Genomic DNA, 25437 nt, shown 5'->3' on the forward strand with positions numbered 1-25437 from the left:
ATGCGCGCGGGTTGCCAAATCATACCATTGCAGGTATAAGGCTCGCATTGTCGCTCGAACCGGGGAGATTTGCATGACCACATCGCATCTGCAGATCGCATGCACCCGATCGATGCCTGTCCTGGTGTTTGGCCGATCGCTCTGAGCGCCACCGTTCAACTTCCCAAAGCCTGATTAGTCATTCGCAGACCGCGCGCCTGTCGCGTCTGCTTCATTTGGAGCCGGCCCGGCGCGACGAGCGCGGCCGGATGATGCCATGACCGTCGACGTCACCAGCCTGAAGGCCGACAAACGGCCTGCCGCCATCCGCGTCGTGATGCCGTTCGTGTTCCGCCACTGGCTGAAGCAGCCGCGGATGACGCTCGGCATTGCCGTGGCGCTGCTCGGCGCCACCGCCGCCGACCTGTTCATGCCGCTGTTCTCCGGTCGGCTGGTCGATGCGTTGACGCTCGGCCCCGGCAATGTGGATGCACGGCACACCGCGCTGGTCGCGTTCGGCTGCATCGTCGCGCTCGGCTTCGCCTCGATCGTGCTGCGGCTGTCAGGGCTGCAGCTGATCGTGCCGTTCACGCTCCGCATCATGTCCGATGTGGCGCGCGATGCCTTCGTGCGCGTGCAGCGCTTCTCGACCGACTGGCACGCCAACAGCTTCGCCGGATCGACCGTGCGCAAGATCACCCGCGGCATGTGGGCGCTCGATCTCTACAACGACACCATCCTGCTGGCGCTGCTGCCATCCTTGTCGGTGCTGCTGGGCTCGATGGTGCTGCTCGGCCTGCATTGGGGGGCGCTGGGCGGCGTGATCGCGATCGGCGCGGTGATCTATGTCGCGATGACGGTCGCGTTCTCGACCCGCTACATCGCTCCCGCCGCGCGCATCTCCAATGCCTGGGACACCAAGGTCGGCGGGACGCTCGCCGATGCGCTGGGCTGCAACGCGGTGGTGAAGTCGTTCGGCGCGGAGGCGCGCGAGGACGGCCGCTTGATGCGCGTCGTCAGCCGCTGGCAGCGGCGCGTCAATCGCACCTGGCTGCGCTACAACACGACGGCTGCCGTCCAGCTCGGCGTGCTGCTGTGCCTGCGCTCCGCGGTGATCGGCGGCGCCGTGCTGCTGTGGATGGCGGGCAAGGCCTCGCCCGGCGACGTCACCTATGTGCTGACCAGCTACTACGTGATCCACGCGTACTTGCGCGACGTCGGCATGCACATCAACAACCTGCAGCGCGCTGTCAACGACATGGACGAGCTGGTCGCGATCCACAGCGAGCCGATCGGCATCGTCGATGCTGATGGGGCGAAGCCGATCGCGGTCACCGGCGGGCACATCGTGTTCGACGCGGTGACGTTCCACTATGGCGGCCATCGGACGCCGCTCTACGACCGGCTGTCGGTTGACATCCGGCCGGGCGAGCGGATCGGGCTGGTGGGACGCTCAGGCTCCGGCAAGACGACCTTCGTCAAGCTGGTGCAGCGGCTCTATGACGTCAGCGGCGGGCGGATCCTGATCGACGGCCAGGACATCGCCCAGGCGACACAGGACTCGCTGCGCAGCCAGATCGCGATCGTGCAGCAGGAGCCGATCCTGTTCCACCGCTCGCTGGCGGAGAACATCGCCTATGGCCGGCCGGGTGCCAGCCAGGAAGCGATCGAGCACGCCGCCCGGCTGGCCAACGCGCATGAGTTCATCACGCGCCTGCCCAAGGGCTACGGCACGCTGGTTGGCGAGCGCGGCGTCAAGCTGTCGGGCGGCGAACGTCAGCGGGTGGCGCTGGCGCGGGCGTTCCTGGCCGATGCGCGCGTGCTGATCCTGGACGAGGCGACGTCGAGCCTCGATTCGGAATCGGAGGCGCTGATCCAGGAGGCGATGGAGCGGCTGATGAAGGGGAGGACGGCGATCGTGATCGCGCATCGGCTGGCGACCGTGCGCAGCCTCGACCGCATCCTGGTGTTCGACCGCGGCCGCGTCGTCGAGCAGGGCAGCCATGCCGCCCTGGTCGGCCGTCCGGGCGGGCTCTATCGCAGCCTGTTCGAGCGCCAGGCCACCGAGTTCGGCCAGCTCTCGGCCGCCGGGTAGTCAAAATGGTGAGGGGCCCGGCGCTATTGGCGCCGAGCCCCTCATGAACATATCAGCCGGCCTGTAAGCCGGGTTCTGTAGGGCACCGCCACACTTGCGCATGACGATACGTGACGGCCATTCCTCTGGGATCGCGCTTGCGCGCGACCTCGGGCAACCTACCCGGATGACGAGCCTGACATCGCTCCCGCGGACGTCATCGCCTTGGCGATCGTCTGCCTTGGCGATTGTCTCCGCGTGGCCATCCCTATTCGGTTTTGCTCCCGGTGGGGTTTACCATGCCGGTTCCGTTGCCGGCCCCGCGGTGCGCTCTTACCGCACCTTTTCACCCTTACTTGCCTCCCTCGCGGGAGGAAGCGGTTCGTTCTCTGTGGCACTTTCCCTGGGGTCACCCCCGCCGGACGTTATCCGGCACCGCATGTCGATGGAGCCCGGACTTTCCTCTCCGACGGCCTTTCGGCACCTGTCGGAGCGGCCGTCCGGCCGACTGACATCGCTTGATGGGACTTCCGCCGCCGCGCGTCAAGCCATCGAGGAGTCCACGAAAAATATTATGCTGATCGTGTCGTTCCCCTGACGGGCCGTTCGACTGGATGTCGGCAATCCAGCCGCACGCAAGGAGCAAATCCCATGCAATATCTGTTGATGATCTATCAGAACGAGGTCGAATACGCGAAGCGCGACAAGAGCACCGAGCAGGCTATGCTGGCCGAGTACCAGACCTTCACCCAGTCGATCATCTCGAGCGGCAATTACAAGGGCGGCGACCGGCTGCAGCCGACCACGACGGCGACCACGGTGCGGGTTCGTGACGGCAAGATGCTGACCACGGACGGCCCCTTCGCCGAAACCCGTGAACAGCTCGGCGGCTATTACATGATCGAGGCCGGGAATCTCGACGAGGCGATCGGCATAGCCGCGCGGATTCCCGGCGCCCGCGTCGGCTCGATCGAGGTGCGGCCGGTCTGGCAGTACAATCATTGATGCGGGATGGATGCAGATGCCCGCGCGTGAGCAGGACATGATCACGGTCACGCGGCGAGCCTCGGCTCGCCGCACGGACAATCGAGGCGGGTTTCGATGAGCCCTGACGCGGTCGAGAAGGTGTTCCGCGACGAATCCGGTCGTGCGCTGGCGACGCTGATCCGGCTGATCGGCGACTTCGATCTTGCCGAGGACGCGCTGCAGGACGCGTTCGCGGCGGCGCTCGCGACCTGGCGGCAGACGGAGCTGCCCGCCAATCCGCGCGCGTGGCTGGTCAATGTCGGCCGCAACAAGGCGATCGATCGGATCCGTCGCCAGATCGCCTTCCGCGACAAGGAGCCCCAGATCGTGCGGGCGATCGAGCTCGATGCTGCAGACGATGACGTCGCGGAGCGGGCAGATCTCGACGACGACATGCTGCGGCTGATCTACACCTGTTGTCATCCGTCGTTCGCGCCGGAGGTCCAGGTGGCGCTGACGCTGCGGACGGTGTGCGGCCTGACCACGGCGGAAATTGCGCGGGCCTTTCTGGTTGGCGAAGACGCGATGTCCCAGCGCCTGGTCCGCGCCAAGCAGAAGATCCGCCTTGCCGGCATTCCCTATCAGGTGCCGGGACGCGAAGCGCTCGACGAGCGCCTCCGGGGCGTGCTGGCCGTGATCTATCTGGTGTTTACGGAAGGCTATCTGGCGACGTCGGGAGCAGAGCCAATGCGGGACGATCTTGCCCGCGAGGCGATCCGGCTCGGCCGGCTGCTGGTCGGTCTGATGCCGGAGGCCCGGGACATCAAAGGCCTGCTCGCGCTGATGCTGCTGCACGATGCGCGCCGTGCCGGACGCGCCACCGCGTCGGGTGACATCGTCCTGCTCGAGGAGCAGGATCGTTCCTCATGGAATCGTGAGCAGATTGCCGAGGGGCTCGCGCTCGTCGACCAGGCGCTGAGCATGAGAGGGCTGCCGCAGCCCTATACGGTTCAGGCCGCAATTGCCGCACTTCACGCCCGTGCGCCAAGTCACCAGGACACGGACTGGCGCCAGATCGTCGGCCTCTACGAAGTCCTCCTGCGGATCGCGCCGTCGCCCGTGATCGAGCTCAATCACGCCGCGGCCATCGCGATGGTCGATGGTCCGGCGCGGGCACTTGCGCTGGTCGAGGCACTGGCCGCGCGCGGCGGATTGAAGCAGTACGACCTGTTGCCGGCGGTGCGGGCGGATCTGTTGCGGCGGCTTGGCCGCCATGAAGAAGCGCGGGCAGCCTATCGCGTGGCGAGCGAAGCGACGCAACTCGTGCCGCTCAAGCGGCTCTATGCCCGCAGGCTCGCCGAACTCGATGCTGCGTCCTGAGGCGTCATGCGCGCGGTGCCGGTTCGTCCGCCGGCAGGCTCGTCAGCAGCGCATGCAGTGTCCACAAGGTGGAGCGGTCGGCGATGCCGTCGATCCGTTCGGGGCGGAAGTGCCGCTGGAACGCGGTGACGACGTCCATGGTGATGCCGTCGAACTTGCCGGTGATCGGCACGCCGTAGCCATATTTGGCGAGCGCCTTCTGCAAGCCCTTGACGTCATCGCCGATGCTGCCGAGCTTCAGCGTCTCGCCTTTGGTGATCGCGGCCGGCTGCACCCAGTGGCCGACACCCGAATTCGCCAGCGAGTGCCAGGGGAATTTCTCGCCCGGATCCTTCTTGCGCGAAGGTGCGACGTCGGAATGACCGAGCACGCGGTGGGCCGGGACATTGCGGCGGAGCATGATGCCCCGGCACAGTGCGATCACGGCCGCGATCTGGCGCGGAGGGAAATCCGGGTAGCCCCAGTCGTGACCGCGATTGACGATTTCGACGCCGATCGAGCAGGAGTTGATGTCCTCGTCGCCGCCCCAGGAGGAGAGACCGGCGTGCCAGGCGCGCATCGCCTCCGGCACGCATTGCACGATGCGCCCGTCCTCGAGCACGATGTAATGCGCGGACACCTCGGTCCCGGCCGTGCACAGCTTGGTGATCGCGCCTTCCACGTCGGGCATGCCGGTATAGTGGAGGATGACCATGTCCGGCTGGCGGCCGCCCTTGCGTTCACCGAGATTCGCCGACGGGATCACATCGGACGCAATCGACGAGTCCGGCGTGAAAACAGGCAGGTCCGAAATGCCCTTGAGAATCGGCAGCGCGCGGGGACGCTTCGATTCGGGCTTGTCTGTGGGATTCGGCATGAAGGACTCGAAGCGGCGGCGACGGCAATGGCTCAAATCGAATATGGGCAGCCACTACCCTTTTGCATGTCCCCGTCGCAATCGAAATCGCATGCAGGCCCATCATATTGATTGGACCGTTCTGCAAAAGCGCCGGTTCGGTCGAACGACTGCAGCGGAGAGGGCGAGCGGTCGATCCCGCATCGTACTTTGCCGCGATCCCGTTCAAGTGCCCAACATCCGCCACAGACCGTCAACGGTTTGTTAACGCTAAGCGCCGTTACTAAGTGGTGAACAGCCAAGCCGGCTTTCGGGACGGCAAGCCGCCACCATGCAAGGTCCTGCACGGGAGATCACTGTCTTGAGCGGTGCCGGGAACGCTTGGCGCCGTGCGATTGCTGTCGGTTCGGGGGTCTGTTCCCCGGCGCAGCCGCAACACGCCGGTGATCACGCATGGGGTGGACGGGGCATCGACCGTCCCGGAGGATGGCTTGGGGAATTGACGGGGCGCGAGGATCTGAGGCGCGATGGGCTCGCTGCCGACCAAAGTCAGTCTGGATCAGTGGCATCCTTGCGGGGGGCCGCGTGAGCACGGCTGACCAGCGGCACGTCCCGGTGCTCGGTCCGGAGGCGGTCGAGATGCTCGCACCGCGCGAGGGCGGAACCTATGTCGACGCGACGTTCGGTGCCGGCGGTTACACGCGGCTGATTCTGGCGACGCCCGGAACGCGGGTGATCGGGATCGATCGCGACAGCACTGCGATTGCCGGCGGGGCCGGCCTCGTCGAACAGGCCGGCGGCCGGCTGACGCTGGTCGAAAACCGCTTCTCCCGGATCGAGGATATCTGCGCGGCGCAAGGTGTCGACGGCATCGTCATGGACGTCGGCGTGTCGTCGATGCAGCTGGATTCCGCGGCGCGCGGCTTCTCGTTCAGGTTCGACGGTCCGCTCGACATGCGGATGGGGAACGTGGGGCCGACCGCGGCCGACATCGTCGCGCAGGCCTCCGAGCGCAGTCTGGCCGACGTGATCTATATCTTCGGCGAGGAGCGGCATTCACGCGCCGTGGCGCGGTCCATCGTCGCAGCCCGCAAGGAGCAGCCGATCACGACCACGCGCGCGCTCGCCGATATCGTCGCCCGTGTCGTGCGATCGAAGCCCGGCGACATCCACCCGGCGACGCGGACGTTCCAGGCTCTGCGCATCCTGGTCAACGAGGAGCTCGACGAGCTCGAGCAGGCGCTGACGGCAGCTGAGCGCGTGCTGAAGCCCGGTGGCCGGCTCGCCGTTGTCTCGTTCCACTCGCTGGAGGACCGGATCGTCAAGACGTTCCTGGCCGAGCGCAGCAAGACCGGCGGCGGCTCGCGTCATCTGCCCGAGGTCGCGCAGCAGAAACCGAGCTTCGAGCTGCTCAACCGCAAGCCGGTCGTGGCCGCGGAGGTCGAGATCGAGGCCAACCCTCGGGCGCGGTCCGCCAAGCTGCGGGGGGCAGAGCGCACGGCTGCGCCGGCACACCTCGCGCCATCGTCGTCACCCTGGCCGCGGCTGGCCGATGTGTTGCGGGGAGGGTGACCGATGCGCCTCCTGCATCTCGTCGTGATCTGCTCGCTGATTTTCGCGGCTGCCTATGTCTATCGCATCAAGATGGACTCCACCGCGCGCATGGAACGCGTGCTGCAGCTGCGCGCCGAGATCCGCGAGCAGCGTGAAGCCATCGCGGTCCTGCGCTCGGAATGGGCCAAGCTCGATGCGCCGCTGCGCCTGCAGGGACTGGTCGAACGGCACCTGCCGCTGAAGCCGCTCAACGCCACCCAATATGACAGCCTCAAGAATCTGCCGGATCGGCCGTCGAGACTGGTCCGGCCGGGCAATCCGGATCCGATCGGGTCGATGATCGACGCGATCGATGCCGTCAACGAGGAGCCCCCTGTAACGGGGTCGGTGGGGCGTCCGGAGGATCAGCAATGACCGACCAGCTTGGGCCGCAGGCCAGGCCGCAGGAGCCGTGGCGGCAGCGACTGGTGCGCACGCTGCTCTATGGGCGCAACGTCGATCGCACCGCGAAGGCGCGTGCGCGCATCGGTCTGGCGATCGTCGCCTTTGCCGCCGTCTACGCGGTCATCGGCGGCCGGCTCGTGATGTTCGCGATCGGCTCGGATGGTCCGAGCGCGCGGCGTGCCGCGCAGCAGGACGCCATCGCCACCGCGCGGCCCGACATCGTCGACCGCAACGGTGCCGTTCTCGCCACCGACGTGAAGACGCCGAGCCTGTTCGCCGAGCCGCGCCGCCTCATCGACAAGGACGAGGCGATCGAGCTTCTGACGGCGACCTTGCCGGATCTCGATACGGGCGAGGTCCGCGACCGGCTGCTGTCGCGCAAGGGCTTCGTCTGGTTGAAGCGCGAGATGACGCCGAAGCAGCAGCAGGACATTCATCGCCTTGGCCTGCCGGGCATCGGCTTCCTGCGCGAGAACAAGCGGGTCTATCCGACCGGCAACGAGGTGGCCCATCTGATCGGCCTGGTGAACATCGACAACCAGGGCATCGCCGGCATGGAGAAATGGCTCGACAATCAGGGTCTCGCCGACCTGCATCGCGCCGGCTTCGCCACCGATCGTCTGCAGCGCCCGATCGAGCTCTCGGTCGATCTGCGCGTCGAGCACGCGCTGCGCGACGAGCTGCTCAAGGCCAAAGAGAAGTTCAAGGCCAAGGCAGCCTCCGGTCTCGTCGTCAACGTTAGGACCGGCGAGATCATCGCCATGGTGTCGCTGCCAGATTTTGATCCGAACAATCCGAAGGAAGCGCACGATCCAGATCGGATCAACCGCCTGACCACCGGCGTGTACGAGATGGGCTCGACCTTCAAGGCCTTCACCCTGGCGATGGCGCTCGATAGCGGCAAGTATGATCTCAACTCGCTGTGGGATGCGCGCGGACCGCTGCATTACGGCAAGTTCGCTATTCATGACGACGAACCAAAGGGCCGCTTCCTCAACACGAAGGAGGTGTTCACCTTCTCGTCCAACGTCGGCGCTGCCAGGATCGCGCTGACGCAGGGCGTCGAGGGCCACAAGGCGTTCCTGCGCAAGATGGGACAGTTCGACCGGCTGCGCACCGAACTGCCGGAGAGCGCCTCGCCGATCCTGCCCAAGCGCTGGGCCGAGTTGAACACGATCACGATCGCGTTCGGTCACGGCATGGCGGTGGCGCCGTTGCAGGGCGTGATGGGCGTGAGCGCGCTGGTCAATGGTGGTATCCTGATTCCGCCGACCTTCATGAAGCGGACCGAGGAGGAGGCGCTGGCGCTCGGCAAGCGTGTCATCAAGCCGGAAACCTCGGAGAAGATGCGCTACCTGATGCGCCTGAACGCCGAGATCGGCACGGCGCGCAAGGCCGACGTGAAGGGCTATTACATCGGCGGCAAGACCGGCACCGCGGAGAAGGTCATCAACGGCCGATACGCCAAGAAGAAGGTGCTGACCCTCTTCACCGCCGTGATCCCGGCCGACAAGCCGCGCTACCAGCTCCTGATCATGCTCGACGAGCCGCAGTCCCTGAAGGAGACCTACGGCTTCATCACGTCCGGCTGGAACGCGGTGCCGACCGCCGGCAATGTGATCTCCAGGATCGGGCCGTTGCTCGGCATCGAGCCGCGTTTCGACCTGCCGCCGTCCGACCGCCAAATTCTTGCGGCATCGCGGCTGACGCAGTAAGCCGTCGTCGAATCGCAGGCTTTGGAGCCTCCGCCGCCCGGGGCGGGGCCAGGACCGGTACGGGACCAGGATGAAACTTCACGACCTCCTCGGCGATGAGGCGGGGCTCGACCCGCAAATCGCCGCCGTCGAAGTCTCCGGCCTCGCCGTGGACAGCCGCGCCGTCCGGCCGGGCGATCTGTTCTTCGCGCTCGCGGGAACCAGGACCGACGGCGCACGCTTCATCGAAGCGGCGATCGCGGCCGGTGCCGTTGTGGTGGCGGGCGCGGCAGCGCCTGCGACAGACCTGCCGGTCCCCTTTGTCGTGCTGCCGAATGCGCGGCGCGCGCTGGCCCTCGCCGCATCGCGCTTCTTCCCGCGGCAGCCGGCGACCATTGCCGCCGTCACCGGCACCAGCGGCAAGACCTCGGTCGCGGCCTTCACGCGGCAGATCTGGCAGATGCTCGGTCACAGCTCTGCGAGCATCGGGACCATCGGGCTGGTGTCGGACAAGCGCACCGTCTACGGCTCGCTGACGACGCCGGATCCGATCGCGCTGCATCGGCAGATCGACGAGATCACGCAGGATGGCGTCACCCATCTGGCGTTCGAGGCCTCGTCGCATGGGCTCGACCAATTCAGGCTCGACGGCGTGCGGGTGTCGGCCGGCGGGTTCACGAACCTGTCGCGCGACCACATGGATTATCATCCGGACATCGCGCACTATCTGAACGCCAAGCTGCGGTTGTTCCGCGACCTCGTGCCGCCGGGCGGCGCTGCGGTGATCTCGGCGGATCATGATTGCTCGGCGGAGGTCATCGCCGCGGCGAAGGCGCGCGGGCTTCGTCTGATGACCGTCGGGGCACGAGGCGACGGCATAGGAGAGGGCATCCGGCTCGTCGCAACGGCCGTCAGCGGATTTGCCCAACAGCTTGAGGTCCAGCATTGCGGCCGCATGCATGCGCTCCGGCTGCCGTTGGTTGGCGCGTTCCAGATCGAAAACGCGCTGGTGGCGGCGGGCCTTGCGATCGGCACCGGCAGCGACCCGCAAGCTGTGTTTGAATCGCTGGAGAAGCTCGAGGGCGCCAAGGGGCGGCTCGAACTGGTCGGTGAGCACAATGGCGCTCCTGTCTTCATCGATTACTCCCACAAGCCGGACGCGCTCGCCAAGGCGCTGCAGGCGCTTAGGCCCTATGCCGCACGAAAACTCGCCGTCGTGTTCGGCGCCGGCGGCGATCGCGATGCCGGCAAGCGGCCGTTGATGGGCGCGATCGCCAGCGCAGAAGCCGACAGCGTCATCGTCACCGACGACAATCCGCGCAGCGAGGACCCGGCTGCCATCCGTGCCGCGATCCTGGCTGCGGCCCCGGGGGCACGCGAGATCGGCGACCGCGCCGAGGCGATACGGGTCGCGATCGGCGAACTGCAGCCCGGTGACGCGCTGGTCATTGCCGGCAAGGGCCACGAGACCGGACAGATCATCGGCAGCACGGTTCTGCATTTCAGCGACCATGAAGCGGTCGCGGACGCATTGGCATCGAGGACATCATGACGAAGGCGCTGTGGACTGTGGCCGAGGCGGCGCGCGCGCTCGGCCTCGCCGGCGACTATCCGGAGACACCGATCGATGTCGTGACGCAGGACAGCCGCGTTGTGAAGCCTGGCAGCCTGTTCGTCGCGCTGAGCGGTACGCCCAGCGGTGGCTTCGTGTCGAGTTTTGCTTCCAATCGTGACGGCTGGGAGTTCGCGGCCAATGCCGAGAAGGCCGGCGCCGTCGCGATGATCGTGCCGCACAGGATCGACGGCATCACGGTTCCTCAACTCGTGGTGCCGGACACGCTGATCGATGGATTGTGGGCGCTGGCGCGCGCCGCTCGCGCCCGCTTTCATGGTCCGGTGATCGGCCTCACCGGCAGCGCCGGCAAGACCTCGACCAAGGAGTTCATCGCCGCCTATCCCGGCGCCTCCGCCAGCCCATCGAGCTTCAACAATTTCTGGGGCGTGCCGCTGACACTGTGCAATGCCGATCCGCATGCCTCGGTCTGGGTGGTCGAGATGGGCATGAATCAGGTCGGCGAGATCGCGCGGCTGACGGAACTTTCAAAGCCGACGGTCGCCCTTGTCGTCAATGTCCAACCCGTGCATCTGGAGAAGCTCGGCAGCCTGGAAGCCATCAGGCGGGAAAAGGTCTCGATCGCGCAGGGGCTGCCCAAGGATGGAATTCTGGTGCTTCCGGCTGATCTCGCGGCGCCGGAATGGGGAGGCAAGGTGATCCGCTTCGGCGGCGATGCCGAGGTGCGTGAGCTAGCGCACACGCCTGATGGCGAGAACTGGGACGTGACGGCCGATGTCTGTGGCCGCCGGGTCGATTTCGTGCTGACGCCCGGCGCCCCGCACCGGGTCCTCAACGCACTCGCGGCACTCGCTTCCGTTGCGGCCACCGGGCTCGATCCGGCGCTGCTGGCGCAGGATCTCGGTCAGGTCGGCATCATGACCGGACGCGGCGTCGAGCAGACCATCGGCGAGGTCGTTCTGATCGACGACAGCTTCAATGGCAATCCGGCCAGCATGGCCGCGGCGCTCGACAGCCTGCAGGCCCGGCCGGTGCGTGGGCGGCGGATAGCCGTCATCGGCGACATGCTGGAGCTCGGCGCGGAAGCGCCCGCCTATCACGAGGGGATGGTCGGTCACCTCACCGGCATCGACGGTGTCTATTGCGTCGGTCCGCTGATGCGCCATTTGTTCGAGCGGTTGCCGCAGGAGAAGCGACTCGGCTGGCACGAGGATCCGGTGACGCTGAATCCCGCGCAGGTCGCGGCGTTGCTCGCGCCGGGAGATGCGGTCGTCATCAAGGGCAGCAAGAAGATCTTCTGGGTCAACAAGTTCGTGTCGAAGCTCGCCGCGGCTCTGCAGCGCACGAATTGAAATCGGGCGATATCGCGGCGCGGCGGCAGGATATCTTTCCTCTGGCCATCTGGGCAGCTATGCCGGGCAAGAGCTCTCCATCGATTGCAACGATTCGCACCTCGGCCCCGATCGTGGTTAAACAAGGCCGAACCGGATTCGCGGGGCGAGAATCTGCGGACGCGTGGCTCAATTTCGGTGAGGCGGCATAGGCGGGTTGGATGTTCTACTGGTTGATCGAGCTGACGAATACGTTTCCGAGCCTGTCGATCTTTCGCGGGCTCCTCAACGTGTTTCGTTACATCACCTTCCGGACCGGCGGCGCCGTGGTCACGGGGGCTCTGTTCGTGTTCCTGTTCGGCCCCTGGATCATCGATCATCTTCGCTTGCGTCAGGGCAAGGGCCAGCCGATCCGGACAGACGGCCCGCAATCGCATATCATCAGCAAGAAGGGCACGCCGACGATGGGCGGCCTGATGATCCTGTCGGGACTCGTCGTCTCCACGGTGCTGTGGGCCAATCCGCTCAACCCCTACGTCTGGATCGTGCTCGCGGTCACGCTCGGCTTCGGCTTCGTCGGCTTCTACGATGATTATCTGAAGGTCACCAAGCAGTCGCATTCGGGTTTTGCCGGCCGCGCACGTCTGCTCATCGAGGCTGCGATCGCGCTGGTTGCCTGCTATGCGCTGGTCCGCCTGGGACGGGATCCATCCTCGACCGGGCTCGCGATTCCCTTCTTCAAGGACCTCGTCATCAAGTTCGGCTGGCTCTACGTCCTCTTCGGCGCCTTCGTCATCGTCGGCGCCGGCAACGCGGTCAACCTCACCGACGGGCTCGATGGCCTCGCCATCGTGCCGGTGATGATCGCCTCCGCGAGCTTCGGCCTGATCGCCTACCTCGCCGGCAACGCCGTGTTCTCCGATTATCTGCAGATCCATTATGTCGCGGGCACCGGCGAGCTCGCCGTGTTGTGCGGCGCGGTCCTCGGCGCCGGGCTCGGCTTCCTCTGGTTCAATGCGCCGCCGGCCTCGATCTTCATGGGCGACACCGGCTCGCTGGCGCTGGGCGGCATGCTCGGCTCGATCGCGATCGCTGTGAAGCATGAGATCGTGCTCGCGGTGATCGGCGGCCTGTTCGTGCTGGAAGCCGTCTCCGTGATCGTGCAGGTCGCGTCGTTCAAGCTGACCGGCAAGCGCATCTTCAGGATGGCGCCGATCCATCATCATTTCGAGCAGCTCGGCTGGACGGAGCCGCAGATCGTGATTCGCTTCTGGATTATCTCGGTGATGCTGGCGCTGGTCGGTCTGTCGACGCTGAAGCTGCGCTGACATGATCCCCGTCACCTCATTCGCCGGCAAGACGGTCGCCGTGTTCGGCCTCGGCGGATCGGGGCTTGCCTCCTGCCATGCGCTGCGCGCCGGCGGTGCCGAGGTGGTCGCAGGTGACGACGGAGCCGAACGGTTGGCGGAGGCGGCCAAGGCCGGTTTCGTGACCGCCGATCTGCGCACCGTCTCATGGGCTGATTTCGCCGCACTGGTGCTGGCGCCGGGCGTGCCCTTGACGCATCCCGTACCGCATTGGAGCGTGCTCAGGGCGCGCGAGGCCGGCGTCGAGGTGATCGGCGACATCGAGCTGTTCTGCCGCGAGCGCAAGCGTCACGCACCGGACGCGCCGTTCGTCGCCATCACCGGCACCAACGGCAAGTCGACCACGACGGCCTTGATTGCGCATCTGATGCGGGTCGCCGGCTACGACACCCAGATGGGCGGCAACATCGGCACCGCGATCCTGTCGCTGGAGCCTGCGCGCATGGGCCGCGTCCACGTCATCGAGATGTCGTCCTACCAGATCGACCTCACGCCCTCGCTCGATCCGACCGTCGGCATCCTGATCAATGTCAGCGAGGACCACATCGATCGCCACGGCACCATCGAGACCTATGCCGCCGTGAAGGAGCGGCTGGTGGCGGGTGTCCAATCCAAGGGCACCGCGATCGTCGGTGTCGACGACGGTTTTTCGCGCGCGGTTGCCGACCGGTTGGATCAGGCCGGCAAGCGCGTCGTGCGCATCTCGGTAAAGAATCCGCTGGCCGACGGTCTCTATGTCGAGCACGAGACGATCGTGCGCAGCTCGAGCGGGGCGCGCAGCGAGATCGCGCGGCTCGGCGGCATCGGCTCGCTGCGCGGCCAGCACAATGCGCAGAACGCGGCCTGCGCGGCGGCGACTGCGCTCGCGCTAGGCGTCAAGGAGGACGTGCTGCAGCAGGGCCTGCGCAGCTTTCCAGGGCTCGCGCATCGCATGGAGCAGGTCGGCCGCCGCGGCAGCGTGCTGTTCGTCAACGATTCCAAGGGCACCAATGCTGACGCGACCGCGCATGCGCTGTCGTCCTTCGCCGACATTTTCTGGATCGCCGGCGGCAAGCCCAAGGCTGGCGGCATCACGAGCCTCAGCGGCTTCTTCCCGCGCATCCGCAAGGCCTATCTGATCGGCGAGGCGGCCGCGGAGTTTGCCGGGACGCTCGGTGACAAGGTGCCGCATGACATGTCGGGCACGCTGGAGATCGCGGTGGCGCAGGCGGCTGCAGATGCTGAAGCCTCCGGCCTGAAGGAGGCCGTGGTCCTGCTGTCACCGGCCTGCGCCTCGTTCGACCAGTTCCGCAATTTCGAGATCCGCGGCACGCGCTTCCGAGAGTTGGTGCAGGCGTTGCCGGGCGTTGAGCCCGTGGTGTGACGTATGGGCGGTCGCCACTCATGCCTCTGAGGGCGAACGCGTGTCGGCTGGTTCCAGCGACCAAGATGTAAGCGTTCGCTTAACTCTTCGATAACCATCCTGGGCGCCAATGGGCTGATTCCTTAAGGCCTCAGGTGGACGCCCGATGCTCTCCCGTGAAGAACGCAATCCGCTGTCCGACTGGTGGTGGACGGTCGACAAGCCGCTGCTCGGCTCCATCCTCGCCTTGATGCTGTGCGGCGTGATCCTGTCGCTGGCGGCCAGCCCGCCGGTGGCGACCCGGATCGGGCTCGATCCCTTTCACTTCTTCAACCGTCACGTCCTGTTCCTGCTGCCATCCTTCATCGTGCTGATCGGCGTCTCCTTCCTGTCGCCGCGCCAGATCCGCCGCAGCGCGCTGCTGGTGTTCGCGATCGCGATCGTGCTGATCGTGCTGACGCTCGCGATCGGTCCGGAGGTGAAGGGCTCGCGACGCTGGATCACGCTGGTCGGCGTCAACATCCAGGCCTCCGAAGCGGCCAAGCCGGCCTTCGTCGTGGTCGTGGCCTGGCTGTTCTCTGAATCGGCGCGGCGACCCGACATGCCGGCGACCACGATGGCGCTGGCGCTGTTGTTGATGCTGGTGTCGCTCCTGGTCATGGAGCCGGATTTCGGCCAGACCATGCTGATCCTGATGGTTTGGGGCTCGCTGTTCTTCATCGCCGGCATGCGCATGATCTGGGTCGCCGGCCTGGCAAGCGCCGCCGCGGCCGGCCTGTTCGGTGCCTACCTGCTGGTCCCACACGTTGCCGGGCGCATCAAGCGCTTCATGAATCCGGCTTCCGGCGACACCTTCCAGGTCGACACCGCGATGGAGGCCTTCTCCAACGGCGGCTGGTTCGGTTTGGGGCCGGGCGAGGGCATCGCCAAGCGCAGCCTGCCGGACAGCCACACCGACTTCGTGTTCGCGGTCGCGGCCGAGGAATTCGGTATCATCCTTTGCCTCGCGCTGGTCACGCTGTTCGCCTTCATCGTGATCCGCACGCTGTCGCGCGCCTATGCCACCGAGGACGCCTTCTCGCGCTTCGCGGCGTCGGGCCTCGCGATCCTGTTCGGCATCCAGGCGGCGATCAACATCTCGGTCAACCTGCAGCTGATCCCGGCCAAGGGCATGACCTTGCCGTTCGTCTCCTATGGCGGCTCGTCGATCGTATCGCTGGCCTATGGTGTCGGCATGATGCTGGCGTTGACGCGGCAGCGCCCGCGCATCGAGATCGAAGCGACGGGCGCCGCGGGTGCCCTGCGTAGCTATGCGTGATGATTCCTTGGGATTGCGGACGCTGGTCGCCTCGCTCGCAATGACGACACATTGCCTGTAAACATGCGCGCATGACCAGCATAGCGCCTCTCATTCTACTGGCTGCCGGTGGCACCGGCGGCCATCTGTTTCCGGCCGAAGCGTTGGGCGTCGAGCTGATCAGGCGCGGCTATCGCGTCCGTCTGGTCACCGATGCGCGCGCGCTGCGCTACAGCGGCCTGTTCACCAAGGACATGATCGACGTGGTGCCGAGCGAGACGGTGCGCAGCCGTTCGCCGGTGGCGCTGGCCCGCACCGCGCTGCTGCTCGGCACCGGCACAGTGGCCGCGTTCAACCTGATGCGACGGCTGAAGCCCGCGGCGGTGATCGGCTTCGGCGGCTATCCGACCGTGCCGCCGCTGCTCGCGGCGCGGCTCGCCGGCGTGCCCAGCCTCATCCACGACGCCAATGCCGTGCTTGGCCGCGCCAACCGTTTCCTGTCCGCGCACGTGAAGGCGATCGCGACCTCGCTGCCCGGCGTGCTCGATCGGGATCCTGCGCTGGCGGCCAAGACCACGACGGTGGGCACGCCGATGCGCCCCGCCATTCTCGAAGCGGCGGCCGTGCCGTATGTCCCGCCGGAGACCTCGGGCCCGTTGCGGCTGCTCGTGGTCGGCGGCAGCCAGGGCGCGCGGGTGATGAGCGACATCGTGCCCGGCGCGATCGAGCGGCTCGAGCCGGCGCTGTGGGGCCGGCTGGTGCTGACCCAGCAGGTTCGCCAGGAGGACATGGCGCGGGTGCGCGCGGTCTATGACCGGCTCAGGATCAATGCCGAGCTTGCGCCCTTCTTTACCGACCTGCCGGCGCGGCTCGCGGCCAATCATCTCGTGATCTCGCGCTCCGGCGCCGGCACCGTGGCCGAGCTCGCCGCGATCGGTCGGCCCGCGATCCTGGTGCCGCTGCCGGGCGCCATCGACCAGGACCAGTTCGCCAATGCCGGCGTGCTGTCGGAGGCGAACGCCGCGATCCGGATCGTGCAGGCCGAGTTCACGCCCGACCGGCTGGCCTCGGAGATCTCGGCGCTCGCCGCCGAGCCGTCGCGCCTCGCTGCCATGGTGCAGGCTGCGCGTGCGGCCGGCCGCCTCGATGCGGCGGAGCGGCTGGCGGACCTGGTGATCAGGACTGCCGGCCTCTGAGATCGTTCGCCAGCGGATCAGGAATGGCAAAAAATCGGCCAAAATCCGGCCGGAACGCCTGAAATTTCGCGGTTTTTCCGGCTTTTGCGGGCTTGTCCCGGCCTGCCATGTCTTGCATGAAGGGCGCATGATTCGGGGCGCGCCGGGCCGGAGCCGGCCGTCCCGCGACACCAAGGACGGGATGCCTCATGAGACTGCCGCGCGAGATCGGACCCATCCACTTCGTCGGGATCGGCGGCATCGGCATGAGCGGCATCGCCGAGGTGCTGTGCAATCTCGGCTACACGGTGCAGGGCTCGGACGCTTCCGACAACGCCAATGTCGCGCGCCTGCGCGAGAAGGGCGTCACCGTCAGCGTCGGCCATAAGGCGGAGAACGTCGCGGGTGCGGATGTCGTCGTGGTCTCGACCGCCATCAAGCGCGACAATCCGGAGCTGATGGCGGCGCGCGCCCAGCGCATTCCCGTCGTGCGGCGCGCCGAGATGCTGGCCGAGCTGATGCGGCTGAAGAGCTGCGTTGCGATTGCCGGCACCCACGGCAAGACGACAACAACGTCAATGGTTGCCGCGCTGCTCGATGCCGGAGGTCTCGATCCCACCGTGATCAACGGCGGCATCATCAATGCCTATGGCACCAATGCGCGGCTCGGCGGCGGCGAGTGGATGGTGGTCGAAGCCGACGAGAGCGACGGCACTTTCCTGAAGCTGCCGGCAGACGTGGCCATCGTCACCAATGTCGATCCCGAGCATCTCGATCACTTCAAGACCTTTGACGCCGTGCAGGACGCGTTCCGCGCCTTCGTGGAGAATGTGCCGTTCTACGGCTTCGCCGTGATGTGCATCGATCATCCGGTGGTGCAGGCGCTGGTCGGCAAGATCGAGGACCGCCGGATCATTACCTACGGCGTCAACCCGCAGGCCGATGTCCGCCTCGTCGACCTCACGCCGATGGGCGGCGGCTCACACTTCAAGGTCGTGTTCCGCGACCGCAAGAGCGGCGCGACGCACGAGATTTCCGACATCGCGCTGCCGATGCCCGGCCGGCACAACGCCTCGAACGCAACGGCGGCCATCGCGGTCGCGCGCGAGCTCGGCCTGTCCGACGAGGCGATCCGCAAAGCGATCGCGGGCTTCGGCGGCGTCAAGCGCCGCTTTACCCGCACCGGCGAGTGGAATGGCGTCACCGTCATCGACGATTACGGTCATCACCCCGTCGAGATCGCGGCCGTGCTGAAGGCGGCGCGTGAATCCACCAACGGCAAGATCATCGCCGTGGTGCAGCCACATCGCTACACTCGCCTGCAGTCGCTGTTCGAGGAGTTCTGCACCTGCTTCAACGACGCTGACTCCGTCATCGTCGCCGACGTCTACGCCGCGGGAGAGGCGCCGATTGACGGCATCGACCGCGATCACTTCGTGCTTGGGCTGCGGGCGCACGGACATCGCGAAGTGGTGCCGCTGCTAAAGCCCGCGGATCTCGCCGGCGTCGTCAAGGGGGTCGCCAAATCCGGCGATCTCGTCGTCTGCCTCGGCGCCGGCAACATCACGCAATGGGCGTACGCGCTGCCGAACGAGCTCAAGGCGCTGGGGTAGGGCGGTGAGCTTCCCCGACCTCACGCCCGATCTCAAAGCCGCGATGCCGGAGTTGCGCGGGCGGCTGCTTGCCAATGAGGGTCTGGCGCCGCTCACCTGGTTCCGCGTCGGCGGTCCGGCGCAGGTGCTGTTTACCCCCGCAGATGCCGACGACCTCGCTTACTTTCTGCAGCGGCTTCCGACCGATCTGCCGGTCTATGTCGTTGGTGTCGGCTCCAATATGATTGTGCGCGATGGCGGCGTGCCGGGCGTCGTGATCCGGCTGGCGCCGCGTGCCTTCGGTGAGGTCAAAGCAGAGGGTGATATCATCACCGCCGGCACCGCCGCGCTGGACAAGCGCGTGGCCGAGGTCGCGGCTTCCGCGAACCTGTCCGGGCTCGAATTCCTGTTCGGCATCCCCGGAACGATCGGCGGGGCGCTGCGCATGAATGCCGGCGCCAATGGCGGTGAGACCAAGGATATTCTGATCGAGGCGATTGCGGTCGACCGTCGGGGCGAGACGCATCGTTTCAACAATGCCGACATGAAGTTCACCTATCGCGCGAGCGGTGCCGATCCGTCGCTGATCTTCACCGCGGCGCGCTTTCGCGGCACGCCGTCGGCACCCGAGGCGATCCGGTCGCGCATGGCCGAGGTGCAGGCGCATCGGGAAAATGCACAGCCCATCCGCGAGAAGACCGGCGGCTCGACGTTCAAGAACCCGCCGGGACATTCGGCCTGGAAGCTGGTCGATGCCGCCGGCTGCCGTGGCCTCAAGGTCGGCGGCGCGCAGGTCTCCGAGATGCACTGCAACTTCCTGATCAACACCGGCAACGCCACGGCCCATGACATCGAGATGCTCGGCGAGACCGTGCGCGAGCGGGTCAGGGCGACGTCGGGCATCGAATTGCAGTGGGAGATCAAACGCCTTGGACTCAAGGCGAACTGATAAGCCCGCTTCGCCTGCCATCGCAGGGCGGCCACGCCCGGTCTGAGATCAACCCGAGAAGACATTGATGCGCATCACGATTCTGTTCGGCGGATCCAACAAGGAACGACTCGTCTCGGTCGCGAGCGCGAAAGCGCTGCATGCGGCGCTGCCCGAGGCGGACCTCTGGTTCTGGGAGGCCGACGACACGGTGCATCAGGCGAGCGGCAAGGCGCTGGCTGCGCATGCCAAGCCGTTCGAGGAGCCGTTCACCGCCGACGGCGCCGGCATCGGGAGCCTCGGCGAGGCGCTCGATCGTGCCCGAGCCGAGGTGAGACTCCTGGTGCTCGGTCTCCATGGCGGCCGGGCGGAGAACGGCGAACTTCAAGTGATGTGCGAGACTCGCGGCGTGCCATTCACCGGATCGGGGTCGGCCGCCTCGCATCTTGCCTTCGACAAGGTTGCGGCCAAGCGCTTTGCCGTGCTCGGCGGTGTGACCGCTGCAGAGGGCGTCGCGCTGGAGCACGCCGAAGCGGCGCTCGCACGCTACGGCAAGCTGATCGCCAAGCCGGTCAAGGACGGCTCCAGCTTCGGGCTCATCTTCGTCAACGCCGGGCAGGACCTCGTCGCCGTTCGCAGCGCGGCCGCGACCGATGAGTATCTGATCGAGCCGTTTGTCACCGGGACGGAGGCAACCTGCGGCGTGCTCGAACAGTCCGATGGATCATTGATCGCGCTGCCGCCGATCGAGATCCTGCCGGCCGACGGCGCGTTCGATTATTTTGCGAAGTATCTCGCCGCGGCCACCAAGGAGATCTGCCCGGGCCGCTTCAGCCCGGAGATCACGGTGGCGCTGCAGTCGGAGGCGATCAAGGCGCATCGGGCGCTGTCCTGCGGTGGCTATTCGCGCACCGACTTCATCGTCTCGGCCGACGGCCCCGTCTATCTCGAGACCAATACGCTGCCCGGGCTCACCGCCGCCTCGCTCTACCCCAAGGCTTTGACGGCGCAGGGCATCTCCTTCGTCGATTTCCTGCAGCAGCAGATCGCCTTGGCCGAGCGCCGGGTCCGCAGATAGGGCGCGAGCGACGCCCCGGAGGAACCCGGCCCGGCGTCCCACGGTGGTTCCTGTAATCGGTAAAATGCTTAATAATTCGCGGCAAGGCCCTCATAAATCGGAGAAAAATATCATCTCTCCGGACCGATTTTACTTTTTGTTTACCAGGACGTCCGAAGGTTAACGCTGGCGCCTCAGTGGTGCTCGGCTGCCGGATCGAACCGTCGTGACGAAACACATCGCGATGGTCACCAGCGTTCCGGCTGGTCGGGACGGGGGGCGCGGGTCCGCGACGTATTTGCGGGCGCAACAGTTGATGAGCTCGTGCAATGGATGGTGCAGGACGCCTCGCTCGATCGCAGAGGCCTGAAGCTGACCTGAAAGCCGCTGCCCTTGGCGCGGTGATCCTGCTGCGCGAGTATGTCTCAGCCCGTCTTCCGCGCGTCAGAGTCGCTCGGGGCGGCTCGCGCCGGCACGCGAACAGATTGACCAGGCCTACTGCGAAAACCGTGCAGGCCGCGCTCGCGCCGATGGCCGAGCGCGAGGCGCCGCCGCGCGTGGTCGAATTCGTCGAACGCTATGTGCCGCGTCGTCTCGGCACGGTTGCGACCGTGGCCCTGCTGTTCGGCAGCGTCTGGCTCGGGATCGTCAAGGGCGGGCACGCCCAGGACGTCAGTGCCGCGTTGTCGGACACCCGCAACGCGCTGGCAAATGCCGCGGGCTTCCGCATCACCGCGGTCGCCATCAATGGGCGCAAGCAGCTGACCCAGGACGAGGTGCTTGCGACCGGGGGCGTCACCGGCCGATCGTCGTTGCTGTTCCTCGATGCGGCCGCCGTTCGCGACAAGCTGAAGGCCAATCCCTGGATCGCCGACGCGACGGTGCAGAAATTCTTCCCCAGCCAGCTGCAGATCGACATCGTCGAACGCAAGGCGTTTGCGCTATGGCAGCAGGACGGCCGTCTCTCGGTCATCGCCGATGATGGCGCCGTGCTCGAGCCTTACGTGTCGCGCCCGTTCCTGACCCTGCCGCTCGTGGTGGGGAAGGGCGCCGAGAGCCGCGCGCGCGACTTCCTGGCGTTGCTCGCGCGTTATCCGCAGGTGCGCGCCGTGACCAAGGCGGCGGTTTTCGTCGGTGAGCGGCGCTGGAACCTGCGCACCAAGGACGGCCTCGACATCCGCCTGCCCGAGAACGACGTCGGCAACGCGCTGGCTTCACTCAGCCGACTCGATCAGGAGGACAAGCTGTTCTCGCGTGACATCGTCGCCATCGACATGCGGCTGCCCGATCGCCTGACCGTGCAATTATCCGATGACGCCGCAAAGGCCCGCGAGGATCTGTTCAAGGACAAGGCGAAGGCCAAGAAGAAGGCCGGTGACGCATGACCGGCTTCGATCGCCAGACCCCGAAGACGCGGCCGATGGCGCACAAGCGCACCGCGCTGGTCGCCTCGCTCGACGTCGGCACCAGCAAGATCGCCTGCATGATCGCGCGGCTGCGCCCGGCGCCGCCGAGCGACGCGCTGCGCGGCCGCAGCCATGCGGTCGAACTGATCGGCTACAGCCAGATCCAGTCCCGCGGCGTCAAGGCCGGGGCCGTGGTCGACCCGGTCGAATGCGAGCAGGCCGTCCGCCAGGCGGTCGCATTGGCTGAGCGCATGGCGAAGGTGCGGGTCGAATCCGTCCTGCTGCCGGTCGCCGGCGGCCGCGTGATGGGCCACCTGATCGAGGCGACATCGGACATTCGCGGCGGCGCAGTTACCCAGGCCGACGTCAGCCGCGTGACCTCGACCGGCATGCACCACGCCACCGGCGACGGGCGGGCGGTGCTGCATGCCTTGCCGGTCGGCTACACGCTCGACGGGGTGAAGGGCATCCGCGATCCCCGCGGCATGCTGGCCCGGCAGTTCGGCGTCGACATGAACGTGGTCACGACCGACGCCACCGTGGCCAAGAACCTGATGCTCGTGGTCGAGCGCTGCCATCTCAACGTCGAGGCGATGGCTGCGAGCCCGTATGTTGCCGGGTTGTCGGTGCTGACCGACGACGAGGCGGATCTCGGTGCGGCCGTGGTCGAGATGGGGGCGGGCACCACGACGATCGCGATCTATTCCGGCGGTCGCTTCGTGCATGCCTCCGGCTTTGCGCTCGGCGGGCATCACGTGACCATGGATCTTGCGCGCGGACTATCAGCGTGCATTGCAGATGCCGAGCGAATCAAGACGTTATATGGCACGGTGCTGACTGGCGGGTCCGACGCGCGTGAGTTGATGTCTGTTCCGACGGCCGGTGACAACGAGCGGGATGTTCCGCAGATCGTGTCCCGCGCCACCATCGCGAACATCGTCAGGCACCGCGCAGAGGAGATTTTTGAAATGGTCCGCGACCGGCTGAAGGATTCGCCCTTTGCGGCAGAACCCAAGGCGCGCGTCGTCCTCAGCGGCGGGGCTTCGCAACTGACGGGGCTCGTCGAGCTCGCGACGCGGATCCTCGGTCGCCCGGTGCGTGTCGGCCGTCCACTCGGCTTTGGCCGTCTCCCCAACGAGGCGAAGAATGCCGCCTTCGCGGTGCCGACGGGACTCCTGGTCTATCCGCAATACGCGCACCTCGAACACGTCGAACCGCGGCATACGCGGCAGGTCGGGACAGGAACCGACGGCTATTTCGGAAAGGTCGGACGATGGCTACGCGAGGGCTTCTGATGACCGAGTTCCGTCCCATGCGAATTTCACCAACACCACCCGCGGCCGGCGGCCGGGGCGAACCCACGCGCGCGTGATCGAGAGGCAAACATGGCACTCACTATTACCCCTCCTGATATCCACGAGCTGAAACCCCGGATCACCGTATTCGGCGTCGGCGGCGCGGGCGGCAACGCGGTCAACAACATGATCACCGCCGGGCTGCAGGGCGTGGACTTCGTTGTCGCCAACACCGACGCGCAGGCGCTGACGATGTCGAAGGCCCAGCGCATCATCCAGATGGGCACGCAGGTGACCCAGGGCCTGGGCGCCGGATCGCAGCCGGACGTCGGCTCCGCGGCCGCGCAGGAGGTGATCGACGAGATCCGCGATCATCTCTCGGGCGCCAACATGGTGTTCGTGACCGCCGGCATGGGCGGCGGAACCGGCACGGGTGCAGCTCCCGTCATCGCCAAGACCGCGCGCGAGATGAACATCCTCACCGTGGGGGTCGTCACCAAGCCGTTCCACTTCGAGGGCGCGCGCCGGATGCGCACCGCCGAGTCGGGCATCGCCGAGCTGCACAAGGTCGTCGACACGCTGCTGATCATCCCGAACCAGAACCTGTTCCGGGTCGCCAACGAGAAGACCACCTTCGCCGACGCCTTCGCGATGGCCGACCAGGTGCTTTATTCCGGCGTCGCCTGCATCACCGACCTGATGGTCAAGGAAGGCCTGATCAATCTCGACTTCGCCGACGTGAGAGCGGTGATGAGAGAAATGGGCAAGGCGATGATGGGAACCGGCGAAGCTTCGGGCGAGAAGCGCGCCCTGACCGCCGCGGAGGCCGCCATCGCCAACCCGCTGATCGACGATTCCTCGATGAAGGGCGCCCGTGGCCTCTTGATCTCGATCACCGGCGGCAAGGATCTGACGCTGTTCGAGGTCGACGAAGCCGCGACCCGCATCCGCGAGGAGGTCGATCAGGACGCCAACATCATCGTCGGCGCAACGTTCGACGAATCGCTCGATGGCCTGATCCGGGTCTCGGTGGTCGCGACCGGAATCGAGCAGGCGCAGTTCAACCGGAACGTGACGACCTCACAGCCGGCGGCGGCTGTCGCCCCGATTGCCGCCGCCCCGACCGCTCCCGCGGGTCTTCCCGAAAGCCGCCTCGCCGACCTGACCGCACGCCTGCGCGCCGACAATCAGCGGCTGGCCGAACGTGCCGCCAAGCTCGAGCAGCAGGCGTCGCAGGCCCCGGCCGTCGCGGCACCTGCCTCCGCCCAGATGGCGCCTGCGCAGCGGCCGGCTCCGAATCTCGAACGCGATACGCTGGCCGCCGTGGCTGCTGCCATGGCGAGCGAGCCCGCGCCCGTGCAGTCGGCGTCGTATGGCGATGTGTCGGTGCGCCCGATCGCGCAAAAGCCGTCGCTGTTCGCTGAGCCCGAGGCCCAGCGCGCGGCTCCGATCGAACCCGCGGCGCTGCCGGAGACGTTCATCCCGCAGGCCGCCGAGCGCGTTCCGGCCCGCGCGCAGCGCATGCCGAAATTCGAGGAGCTGCCGATGCCGGCCCAGGCCGAGATTCGGCAGGCCAGGGGCGATGAAGGCGAGGACCATCCGCAGAAGACCCGGATGTCGCTGCTGCAGCGCTTGGCCAATGTCGGCCTTGGTCGCCGCGACGAGGACAGCGAACCGCCGGTGTCGGCGCGAACCGCCGGTCCGGCCATGCCGCAGATGCCCCCATTGCCGGATCGGAAGCCGCAGCGGAACGTTGCCCAGCAGATGGCAAACCACGAATCGCCGGTCTCGGAATATGCCCGCCGTCCTGCGCCCCAGGGTCTGGATGTCCACGGGCGCCCGGCGCCTGTGGCACCGGCGCCACAGGGCGATGATCATTTGGATATCCCGGCGTTCCTCCGCCGGCAGGCGACCTGAGAATTGTTACAGCCCGGACGGCGCTGAACAGGCCCGGCTCGCGAGAGCCGGGCCTGTTTGCTGGGCTCCTAGGAGTCCTTTGCAGCTACGCAACTAACTGATTTTAAAGGATTAATTATTCTTTCGGTGTTTAGATGGGGGACGCCGAGGGTTAAGGCCATGTTCCAGTTTGGTTAAGGCTTGGCGCGAATACGGCGGAGATAGGGTAACAATCCGTAAAGAAGCGTGAGT

The 25437-nt window shown here is 66.6% G+C and carries 19 protein-coding genes and 1 other RNA gene; 18 read left to right on the forward strand and 2 right to left on the reverse strand.

From position 1 onward, the window contains the following. Positions 1-256: 256 nt before the first annotated feature. Positions 257-2074 carry an ABC transporter ATP-binding protein gene (locus LQG66_RS32825; RefSeq protein ID WP_231319940.1) on the forward strand — a complete coding sequence of 606 codons (1818 nt, stop codon included), beginning with the start codon at positions 257-259 and terminating at the stop codon, positions 2072-2074. A gap of 48 nt (positions 2075-2122) precedes the next feature. Here LQG66_RS32825 and rnpB read toward each other — a convergent pair. Beyond that, positions 2123-2565: RNase P RNA component class A (gene rnpB / locus LQG66_RS32830), an RNA gene on the reverse strand. 139 nt (positions 2566-2704) lie between these two features. Between rnpB and LQG66_RS32835 the strand changes: the two genes are divergently transcribed. Beyond that, entirely contained in the window at positions 2705-3058 is a 354-nt protein-coding gene (locus LQG66_RS32835) for a YciI family protein (RefSeq protein ID WP_231319941.1), read from the forward strand. Between the two features lie 96 nt (positions 3059-3154). Then, complete coding sequence (locus LQG66_RS32840; protein ID WP_231319942.1) at positions 3155-4399, forward strand: RNA polymerase sigma factor; 1245 nt, start codon at positions 3155-3157, stop codon at positions 4397-4399. A gap of 4 nt (positions 4400-4403) precedes the next feature. Here LQG66_RS32840 and LQG66_RS32845 read toward each other — a convergent pair whose 3' ends face one another. Beyond that, the gene (locus tag LQG66_RS32845; protein WP_231319943.1) at positions 4404-5255 is read right to left on the reverse strand and encodes an N-acetylmuramoyl-L-alanine amidase; all 852 of its coding nucleotides are present in this window, start codon (positions 5253-5255) and stop codon (positions 4404-4406) included. A 564-nt stretch (positions 5256-5819) separates the two neighbouring features. Here LQG66_RS32845 and rsmH point away from each other — a divergent pair. The 15 genes from rsmH to ftsZ all read left to right on the forward strand — a co-directional run bounded on the left by rsmH (position 5820) and on the right by ftsZ (position 25206). Continuing rightward, the gene (rsmH, locus tag LQG66_RS32850) at positions 5820-6806 is read left to right on the forward strand and encodes a 16S rRNA (cytosine(1402)-N(4))-methyltransferase RsmH (RefSeq protein WP_231319944.1); all 987 of its coding nucleotides are present in this window, start codon (positions 5820-5822) and stop codon (positions 6804-6806) included. Between the two features lie 3 nt (positions 6807-6809). Beyond that, positions 6810-7202, forward strand: a complete 393-nt coding sequence (gene ftsL / locus LQG66_RS32855) for a cell division protein FtsL (RefSeq protein WP_231319945.1) — start codon at positions 6810-6812, stop codon at positions 7200-7202. Then, positions 7199-8947, forward strand: a complete 1749-nt coding sequence (locus LQG66_RS32860) for a peptidoglycan D,D-transpeptidase FtsI family protein (RefSeq protein ID WP_231319946.1) — start codon at positions 7199-7201, stop codon at positions 8945-8947. The genes ftsL and LQG66_RS32860 overlap by 4 nt, the downstream gene beginning before the upstream one ends. 70 nt (positions 8948-9017) lie before the next feature. Further along, a complete protein-coding gene (locus tag LQG66_RS32865) occupies positions 9018-10478 on the forward strand; it encodes a UDP-N-acetylmuramoyl-L-alanyl-D-glutamate--2,6-diaminopimelate ligase (protein ID WP_231319947.1) in 1461 nt (486 codons plus the stop codon). Next, positions 10475-11851 (forward strand): UDP-N-acetylmuramoyl-tripeptide--D-alanyl-D-alanine ligase, encoded by a 1377-nt coding sequence (locus LQG66_RS32870; protein WP_231319948.1) that lies wholly within the window; start codon positions 10475-10477, stop codon positions 11849-11851. The genes LQG66_RS32865 and LQG66_RS32870 overlap by 4 nt, the downstream gene beginning before the upstream one ends. Positions 11852-12051: 200 nt before the next feature. Beyond that, on the forward strand, positions 12052-13158 hold the full coding sequence (mraY, locus tag LQG66_RS32875) for a phospho-N-acetylmuramoyl-pentapeptide-transferase (RefSeq protein WP_231319949.1): 1107 nt from the start codon (positions 12052-12054) through the stop codon (positions 13156-13158). A 1-nt stretch (position 13159) separates the two neighbouring features. Further along, positions 13160-14560 (forward strand): UDP-N-acetylmuramoyl-L-alanine--D-glutamate ligase, encoded by a 1401-nt coding sequence (gene murD, locus LQG66_RS32880; protein ID WP_231319950.1) that lies wholly within the window; start codon positions 13160-13162, stop codon positions 14558-14560. Between the two features lie 145 nt (positions 14561-14705). Further along, positions 14706-15857, forward strand: a complete 1152-nt coding sequence (ftsW, locus tag LQG66_RS32885; protein ID WP_231319951.1) for a putative lipid II flippase FtsW — start codon at positions 14706-14708, stop codon at positions 15855-15857. A 71-nt stretch (positions 15858-15928) separates the two neighbouring features. Further along, positions 15929-17032 carry an undecaprenyldiphospho-muramoylpentapeptide beta-N-acetylglucosaminyltransferase gene (murG, locus tag LQG66_RS32890; protein WP_231319952.1) on the forward strand — a complete coding sequence of 368 codons (1104 nt, stop codon included), beginning with the start codon at positions 15929-15931 and terminating at the stop codon, positions 17030-17032. Between the two features lie 188 nt (positions 17033-17220). Further along, positions 17221-18624, forward strand: a complete 1404-nt coding sequence (murC, locus tag LQG66_RS32895) for a UDP-N-acetylmuramate--L-alanine ligase (protein WP_231319953.1) — start codon at positions 17221-17223, stop codon at positions 18622-18624. A 4-nt stretch (positions 18625-18628) separates the two neighbouring features. After that, the gene (gene murB / locus LQG66_RS32900; protein ID WP_231319954.1) at positions 18629-19552 is read left to right on the forward strand and encodes a UDP-N-acetylmuramate dehydrogenase; all 924 of its coding nucleotides are present in this window, start codon (positions 18629-18631) and stop codon (positions 19550-19552) included. A gap of 67 nt (positions 19553-19619) precedes the next feature. After that, positions 19620-20609 carry a D-alanine--D-alanine ligase family protein gene (locus LQG66_RS32905; protein ID WP_231319955.1) on the forward strand — a complete coding sequence of 330 codons (990 nt, stop codon included), beginning with the start codon at positions 19620-19622 and terminating at the stop codon, positions 20607-20609. Between the two features lie 308 nt (positions 20610-20917). Beyond that, entirely contained in the window at positions 20918-21973 is a 1056-nt protein-coding gene (locus LQG66_RS32910; protein ID WP_231319956.1) for a cell division protein FtsQ/DivIB, read from the forward strand. After that, positions 21970-23289 carry a cell division protein FtsA gene (gene ftsA / locus LQG66_RS32915; RefSeq protein ID WP_231319957.1) on the forward strand — a complete coding sequence of 440 codons (1320 nt, stop codon included), beginning with the start codon at positions 21970-21972 and terminating at the stop codon, positions 23287-23289. The genes LQG66_RS32910 and ftsA overlap by 4 nt, the downstream gene beginning before the upstream one ends. Positions 23290-23379: 90 nt before the next feature. Continuing rightward, entirely contained in the window at positions 23380-25206 is a 1827-nt protein-coding gene (gene ftsZ, locus LQG66_RS32920) for a cell division protein FtsZ (protein WP_231319958.1), read from the forward strand. Positions 25207-25437 lie beyond the last annotated feature (231 nt).

Origin of the sequence: Bradyrhizobium ontarionense (genome assembly GCF_021088345.1) — a bacterium.
Taxonomy (GTDB): Bacteria; Pseudomonadota; Alphaproteobacteria; order Rhizobiales; family Xanthobacteraceae; genus Bradyrhizobium; species Bradyrhizobium ontarionense.

Bases quoted from the DNA above. Each gene is read 5' to 3' on its own strand.
- LQG66_RS32825 (WP_231319940.1), top strand. From the start codon at position 257: ATGACCGTCGACGTCACCAGCCTGAAGGCCGACAAACGGCCTGCCGCC.
- LQG66_RS32835 (WP_231319941.1), top strand. From the start codon at position 2,705: ATGCAATATCTGTTGATGATCTATCAGAACGAGGTCGAATACGCGAAG.
- LQG66_RS32840 (WP_231319942.1), top strand. From the start codon at position 3,155: ATGAGCCCTGACGCGGTCGAGAAGGTGTTCCGCGACGAATCCGGTCGT.
- LQG66_RS32845 (WP_231319943.1), bottom strand. From the start codon at position 5,255: ATGCCGAATCCCACAGACAAGCCCGAATCGAAGCGTCCCCGCGCGCTG.
- ftsL (WP_231319945.1), top strand. From the start codon at position 6,810: ATGCGCCTCCTGCATCTCGTCGTGATCTGCTCGCTGATTTTCGCGGCT.
- LQG66_RS32860 (WP_231319946.1), top strand. From the start codon at position 7,199: ATGACCGACCAGCTTGGGCCGCAGGCCAGGCCGCAGGAGCCGTGGCGG.
- LQG66_RS32865 (WP_231319947.1), top strand. From the start codon at position 9,018: ATGAAACTTCACGACCTCCTCGGCGATGAGGCGGGGCTCGACCCGCAA.
- LQG66_RS32870 (WP_231319948.1), top strand. From the start codon at position 10,475: ATGACGAAGGCGCTGTGGACTGTGGCCGAGGCGGCGCGCGCGCTCGGC.
- mraY (WP_231319949.1), top strand. From the start codon at position 12,052: ATGTTCTACTGGTTGATCGAGCTGACGAATACGTTTCCGAGCCTGTCG.
- murD (WP_231319950.1), top strand. From the start codon at position 13,160: ATGATCCCCGTCACCTCATTCGCCGGCAAGACGGTCGCCGTGTTCGGC.
- ftsW (WP_231319951.1), top strand. From the start codon at position 14,706: ATGCTCTCCCGTGAAGAACGCAATCCGCTGTCCGACTGGTGGTGGACG.
- murG (WP_231319952.1), top strand. From the start codon at position 15,929: ATGACCAGCATAGCGCCTCTCATTCTACTGGCTGCCGGTGGCACCGGC.
- murC (WP_231319953.1), top strand. From the start codon at position 17,221: ATGAGACTGCCGCGCGAGATCGGACCCATCCACTTCGTCGGGATCGGC.
- LQG66_RS32905 (WP_231319955.1), top strand. From the start codon at position 19,620: ATGCGCATCACGATTCTGTTCGGCGGATCCAACAAGGAACGACTCGTC.
- LQG66_RS32910 (WP_231319956.1), top strand. From the start codon at position 20,918: ATGGATGGTGCAGGACGCCTCGCTCGATCGCAGAGGCCTGAAGCTGAC.
- ftsA (WP_231319957.1), top strand. From the start codon at position 21,970: ATGACCGGCTTCGATCGCCAGACCCCGAAGACGCGGCCGATGGCGCAC.
- ftsZ (WP_231319958.1), top strand. From the start codon at position 23,380: ATGGCACTCACTATTACCCCTCCTGATATCCACGAGCTGAAACCCCGG.